Origin of the sequence: Oscillibacter sp. CU971, from assembly GCF_905219725.1 — a bacterium.
Lineage (GTDB): Bacteria > Bacillota > Clostridia > Oscillospirales > Oscillospiraceae > Oscillibacter.
The window spans coordinates 1-6,262 of the sequence record NZ_CAJMXG010000180.1; the positions used below are offsets into that span (position 1 = coordinate 1).

A 6,262-nucleotide genomic window follows, 5' to 3' on the forward strand; every position below is an offset into this window, starting at 1 on the left:
CGGCATGGCTCCTGCTGTTCTCATAACGGATATGATACTCCGCCGCCAGTCTCCCGGCCCGGACATTCAGCCGCATCGCCAGGGCGTTGGGCTTCATGTCGGTCTGGATAGCCGCCGCCAGCTCCGTGGCGGTGCCGCCCCAGGTGGGCCTGTCCGCCGTCACAAGGGCGGCAACGGCCTCCAATACCGGGTCGGGCGGTTCCACCCACGGCTCCGTTTCCAGCCGTTCCAGTTCCCACACAAGCCGCTCCCTGTCCTTGGTGAGATACATCCGCTGGTCTTGCTGGTCACGCCCTGCCACGTCCAAGATGGCGCTGCCGTCCGTCCGCTTCTCCTTTTGAAGAAGAAAGGCCCCGTCCGCCGCTCCCAACAGGCCGTTGGTGCCGGAAATCATATCAAACTTATCATCGGCCTGTTGCTTCCGGGTGTGGTGTACCAGCAGGAGGCAGATGCCGCAATCATCGGCAAGGCGTTTCAGCTTGCCCACCACCTCGTAATCGTTGGCATAGCTGTACTTGTCCCCGCCGACCTCCCGGACTTTCTGGAGGGTGTCAATGATAATCAGCTTGGTATCTGGGTGTTGGCGGACGAACTTCTTTAGCTGTTCCTCCAGGCCCAGGCCGAGCTGTTTGGCGTAGATTGCAAAGAGCAGGTCGTTGGTGCCGTCCATGCCGAACATCCGATACAGCCGCCCCTGCAAGCGGCGGTGGTCGTCCTCCAACGCCAGATAGAGGACGGTGCCCTTGTGGACGGGGTAGCCCCACAGGGGGAGGCCCATGCTCACATGATAGGCAAGCTGGGCCATCAGGAACGACTTGCCCACCTTGGGCGCTCCCGCAAAGAGGTATGTCCCAGGGTAGAGCAGACCGTCAATGATTGGCGGTCTGCTCTGGTAGACATTCTGGTAAAGCTCGTTCATGGAAACGGTGTAGAGGTAGGCCGGGTCGCTTGTCCGCTGAAGCTCCCGAAGAATATCCTCCATACTTTCATCCTGGGGGTTGTTTTCGGTAGCCGCTTCTGATATACTGTTCGTGGTACATATTTGTGAAATGGGCTGTTCCCCGTCTGCGCCAACAGACGGATATGGGACAGTCCTTTTCGTCTCTCTGGAATCCATCAATCTATCAATCCTCCTTCATGCCGTCCAGCGTCAAGGTGATAAGGCGGATAGTGGCGAGAAGTTCATCATCCACCCCGCCTCCCGCCTCCATGCGCCGCAGTTCCCCCAGGACGGCGGCGAGCTGGTCACGCAGGGCCTTGTAGACCCTGGGATTGCCCTGCACTACAATGTCCCGGTTCAGTAGCCGCCGGGTGATGTAGTCCTGCTTGGTCAGCCCGGACAGGCGTACATAGGTGTCCAGCAAATCGGCCTCCTCCGGGGACAGTCTGAACGCCACCTGACGATTTCTCCATCGGTTGTGGTTGTCGAGATTTTTGGCAGACATGATTTAAGCCCCCTTTCGCTCCATGTTCAGCTTGTCCGCCATCTCCGCCTGCCGGGTGGGGAACAGGTGAGCGTAGCGGTAGGTGATGTCAATGCTTTCGTGTCCCACCCGGTCAGCGATTGCCAGGGCCGTAAAGCCCATGTCAATCAGCAGGGAAATGTGGCTGTGTCTCAAATCGTGAATCCTGATCCGCTTGACCCCCGCCTCTTTCGCCCCCCTGTCCATCTCCCGGTGAAGATAGGATTTCGTCACCGCAAAAATGCGGTCTGTCGGCTCCACGGCGTATAGGCTTTTGATGTAGTCCTCCATTTCCTCGCAGAGAAAAGCGGGCATTTGAATGACCCGGTTGCTCTTGGCCGTCTTGGGGTCGGTGATAACGTCCTGGCCCTTGATACGCTGGTAGGATTTCGAGATAGAAACCGTCTGCTTCTCAAAGTCGAAGTCCCCAGGGGTGAGGGCCAGCAGCTCCCCCTCCCGAATACCGCACCAGTAGAGCATTTCAAAGGCGTAGTAGGAGAGGGGCTTGTCCATCATAGCGTCAGCGAATTTCAGATACTCCGCTTTCGTCCAGAACAGCATTTCCCGGCCCTTGGCCTTGCCCATGTTGCCCACTTGGGCGGCGGGATTGGCTTTCAGGTTGTAATGCTTCACCGCATGATTGAAAACGGCGCTCAACTGATTGTGGAGCGTTTTCAGATACACGGGGGAGTAGGGCTTGCCGTTCTTGTCCCGGTAGTTCAGCATTTCGCTCTGCCACGCCATGACCTCTTTGGAGTGGATTTCGCTCATTTTCCGCTTTCCGAAATAAGGCACCAGCTTCTTGTAGAGGATATGCTCTTTCGTCCCCCAGGTGTTCTCCTTGATACGGCCTTTCATGTCTGCGGCGTAGAGCGCCACGAAGCTCTCAAAGGTCATATCCAGGTCGGCGGTCTGCTGTTGCAGGAACGTCCGTTCCCATTCCAGCGCCTCCCGCTTGGTCTTGAAGCCCCGCTTCATCTTCTTTTCCTTTTTCCCTGTCCAGTTCTCAAAGTAAAAGGACGCATACCATGTTCCCTTGGCCTTGTCTTTGTACGCTGGCATTTTCTTCCCTCCTTACTGATTTTCCCGCAGTCCATAGAACTTTTCCTCGAAGTAGCGCCTGCTCACCCGTCCGGGGATGGTGAGGAAACCCTTCTGCTTCAGCTCCTCGTTCATCTCCCGCACCAGCTTGTAGGCGTAGGGCTTGGAGATACCCAGCACCCCGGCCACTTCCTCGGCACGTACAAACAGCTCTTTGCTCAAATACAACACCTCCTTATTGTTAGTTCGCAAAATTGTTAATGCTGACATCCTTATTATACATTCGCATGGTTGTTAATGTCAAGAGTTTATTTCGCAATTTTGTTAATTTTCTTCTTGCATATTTCGCTTATTTGCGCTATACTATTTTCAAAGGCGGTGGAACATATGACAGTAGGAGAAAAAATCAAGAAAATCCGCATATTTCGAGGTATGACGCAAAAGGAATTGGGGCTGGCTATCGGCTTTGAGGAAAAGGGAGCGGATAACCGTATTGCCCAGTACGAAACGAATTACCGTGTGCCAAAGAGGGAGCTGCTGGACAAGATTGCCCAGGCCCTGCGGGTAGACCGTCAGAACTTCTATACGGTTCAACCCGGCTGTGCCGAGGACTTCATGCGGACGTTCTTCTGGCTGGACGAGGACAGCCCTGGCTCCATCCGCCTGTTTCAGCTTGTCCGCAACCCCGGCAAGACGGGGGCCTCCGATGATACCGCCGTCCGCTACAATGACACGGACGACTGGCCCGCTCAACCTCCTGTGGGTATCTACTTCAACTATGGCCTTGTGGATGAGTTTATGAGGGAATGGCTCTTGCGCCAGCAGGAGCTACACGCCGGGGAGATTACCAGGGAAGAATACTTTGAATGGAAAATCAACTGGCCGAGCACCTGCGATGACGGGAAAGAATCGAAATACTATGTACCCTGGAGAAAAGAAAAATAGGGCAAGCAAAACCGCCCTGCTGAATTTGTCGTTCAGCAGGGCGGTTCGCTTGCCCTTTGCAATCATTCTCTTGTGTGACCGGGTTGAAACGAATAGTATCAATCCAGTATCACAAGGCAAAGTGACAGGTCAAAAACCCTGTATTCATGCGGGTTTGCGCCGCTTTGACGGTCATTCCCACTCAATCGTCCCCACCGGCTTCGGCGTCAAATCATACAGCACCCGGCACACGCCCGGCACCTCCGCCAGAATCCGGCCCGTAATCGTCTGGAGCACCGCCCAGGGAATCTCCGGCACCGTGGCCGTCATAGCGTCCACAGTGTTGACCGCCCGGATGATCACCGGCCAGTCAAAGGCCCGCTTGCCGTCCCGCACGCCGGTGGACCGGAAATCCGGCACCACGGTGAAGAACTGCCACACCTTCTCTGCCAGGCCCGCCTTGCCGAACTCCTCCCGCAAAATCGCGTCGGACTCCCGCAGGGCCGCCAGACGGTCCCGGGTGATGGCCCCCAGGCACCGCACGCCCAGGCCCGGCCCCGGGAAGGGCTGGCGCTCCACCATGGAAACCGGCAGGCCCAGGGCCCGGCCCACAACCCGGACCTCGTCCTTGAACAGCAGCTTCACCGGCTCCACCAGCTCAAAGTCCATATCCTCCGGCAGGCCGCCCACGTTGTGGTGGGCCTTAACCCCGTCGCTCTCCAGAATGTCGGGNTAAATGGTNCCCTGGGCCAGGAAGGAGATGCCCTCCAGCTTCCGGGCCTCCTCGTCGAAGACCTTGATGAACTCGCCGCCGATGATCTTCCGCTTCCGCTCCGGCTCGTCCACGCCTGCCAGCAGGTCCAGGAAGCGGTCCGTGGCGTCTACGTAAATCAGGTTGGCGTCCAGCTGGTTTTTGAAAACCTCAATCACCTGCTCGCTCTCGCCCTTGCGCATCAAACCATGGTTCACATGGACGCAGACCAGCAGCTTTCCGACGGCCTTAATGAGCAGGGCCGCCACCACCGAGGAGTCCACGCCGCCGGAGAGGGCCAGCAGCACCTTTTTATCCCCAACCTGGGCCCGGACCTGGGCCACCTGTTCGGCGATGAACGCCTCCGCCAGCTGGGGGGTGTTGATCCGCTTCATGTCCGCGGGACGGATGTTGGTATTCATAAGCTGTCCTCCATCGTAAAGTTTTTCTTTGTTTCTTCCATCTGCTGTTATATCACATTTTTGGCCGGAAGGCAACAGAATTCAAAAAGAGCCGGACCCTCCGGTCCGGCTCTGATACATTATAATATAGATTCCCCCTCAGACCGTGGCAAACTCGCCGTCCCACAGCACCTTGCGGAACTTCAGGGGGTCGGTGTTGCCCTCCGTGGAGAACATCAGCACCTGGCTGTAGCGGTCCAGGCCGATGGCCTCCCGCAGGTCCTTGTACTCGTCGGTTTCCATGATGGCGGCGATCAGGCCCATGCCCACCGCGCCGCTCTCGCCGGAGATGACCACCGGGTCCCCCTTCACGGGCACGCCCAGCATCCGCATGCCCCGGGCGCTGACCCAGTCGGGGCAGGAGACGAAGGCGGTAACGTGGTTGCGGAGGATGTCCCAGGAAATGGTGTTGGGCTCGCCGCAGGCCAGGCCCGCCATGATGGTCTTCAAATCGCCGTCCACCACCCGGGGCTTTCCGTCTCCGGCCATGGCGCCCTGGTACAGGCAGTCCGCTGCCTGGGCCTCCATGACGATGAACTTCGGGGGATCGTTGGGGAAGAGGTTGGTGAAATAACCCACCACGGCCCCGGCAAGGCTTCCCACGCCCGCCTGGACGAAGACGTGGGTGGGGCGGTTTACGCCGATCTGCCGCAGCTGCTCCGCGGACTCCCCGGCCATGGTGCCGTAGCCCTGCATGATCCAGGAGGGAATTTCCTCATAGCCGTCCCAGGCGGTGTCCTGGACAATGACGCCGTGCTCCGTCTGGGCGGCCTCGGCGGCGGCCATGCGGACGCAGTCGTCGTAGTTGACTTCCTCGATGGTTACCTGGGCCCCCTCTTTGGCGATGTTGTCGAAGCGGGGCTGGCTGCTGCCCTTAGGCATGTGGACCACAGCCTTCTGGCCCAGCTTATTCGCCGCCCAGGCCACGCCCCGGCCATGGTTGCCGTCGGTGGCGGTGAAGAAAGTGGCCTGGCCGAACTCCCGGCGGAAGGCCTCGCTGGTCAGATAGTCATAGGTCATCTCGGACACGTCCCGGCCCATTTCCTTGGCGATGTACCGGCCCATGGCGAAGGAGCCGCCCAGGACCTTGAAGGCGTTGAGGCCGAAGCGGTGCGCCTCGTTCTTCACATAGAGGCCCGCCAGCCCCAGATACTTGGCCATGCCGTCCAGCTCGGCCAGGGGGGTGATGGAGTACTGGGGGAAGCTGCTGTGGAAAAAGCGGGCTTTCGCCACGTTGGACAGGGACATGACGGGGAGCTGCTTGTCCTCGCTCTTGGGCATGCGGTTCAGGGTCCACTTGATGGCTTCTTTCATGACGCGCCTCCAAAATATATTATTGATTGAGCTAAAAAAATTTCAGGTGATGTTCCCATGATAGCATAGAAACCGGAAAAAGCAAGAGGAAATCTAAAAAATTTTTAGGCAATCTAAAAAAATGACAGAATCGCCAAAGGGGCGGGGCTTTTCCGGCCAAGCGGGAGCTTCCGCCGGGGGGGCGGCGGGGATGGGTAACAACGGCGGCGGATAGAAAATTGTATAAATTTTAACGAGTATTTTGTACGAATCGTAAAAAAGAAAAAAAGAGGGGGACGGCGGTAAAATTGTACTTGATAATTTGGCGC

The 6,262-nt window shown here is 57.8% G+C and carries 8 protein-coding genes; 1 reads left to right on the plus strand and 7 read right to left on the minus strand.

The window, feature by feature from the left end:
• From JX325_RS11625 to JX325_RS11640, 4 genes are all read right to left on the minus strand, one after another.
• A partial coding sequence (locus JX325_RS11625; RefSeq protein WP_374220613.1) for a helicase RepA family protein occupies positions 1–982 on the minus strand: 982 nt, incomplete at its 3' end.
• A 142-nt stretch (positions 983–1,124) separates the two neighbouring features.
• Entirely contained in the window at positions 1,125–1,445 is a 321-nt protein-coding gene (locus JX325_RS11630) for a hypothetical protein (RefSeq protein ID WP_204791283.1), read from the minus strand.
• A gap of 3 nt (positions 1,446–1,448) precedes the next feature.
• Positions 1,449–2,525 (minus strand): site-specific integrase, encoded by a 1,077-nt coding sequence (locus JX325_RS11635; RefSeq protein ID WP_204791284.1) that lies wholly within the window; start codon positions 2,523–2,525, stop codon positions 1,449–1,451.
• A gap of 12 nt (positions 2,526–2,537) precedes the next feature.
• Positions 2,538–2,726 (minus strand): DNA-binding protein, encoded by a 189-nt coding sequence (locus JX325_RS11640; protein ID WP_204791285.1) that lies wholly within the window; start codon positions 2,724–2,726, stop codon positions 2,538–2,540.
• Between the two features lie 165 nt (positions 2,727–2,891).
• On the opposite strand from JX325_RS11640, the gene JX325_RS11645 reads away from it, so the two are divergent.
• Positions 2,892–3,449: a helix-turn-helix domain-containing protein gene (locus JX325_RS11645; protein ID WP_204791286.1), complete on the plus strand. Its 558-nt coding sequence runs from the start codon at positions 2,892–2,894 to the stop codon at positions 3,447–3,449.
• Between the two features lie 171 nt (positions 3,450–3,620).
• On the opposite strand, the gene guaA is transcribed toward JX325_RS11645, so the two are convergent.
• The 3 genes from guaA to JX325_RS11660 all read right to left on the minus strand — a co-directional run.
• Positions 3,621–4,574 (minus strand): glutamine-hydrolyzing GMP synthase, encoded by a 954-nt coding sequence (gene guaA / locus JX325_RS11650; protein ID WP_307819273.1) that lies wholly within the window; start codon positions 4,572–4,574, stop codon positions 3,621–3,623.
• 165 nt (positions 4,575–4,739) lie between these two features.
• Positions 4,740–5,954, minus strand: a complete 1,215-nt coding sequence (gene dpaL, locus JX325_RS11655) for a diaminopropionate ammonia-lyase (RefSeq protein ID WP_204791288.1) — start codon at positions 5,952–5,954, stop codon at positions 4,740–4,742.
• 93 nt (positions 5,955–6,047) lie between these two features.
• On the minus strand, positions 6,048–6,262 hold a 215-nt coding region (locus JX325_RS11660; RefSeq protein ID WP_204791289.1), incomplete at its 5' end, for a hypothetical protein.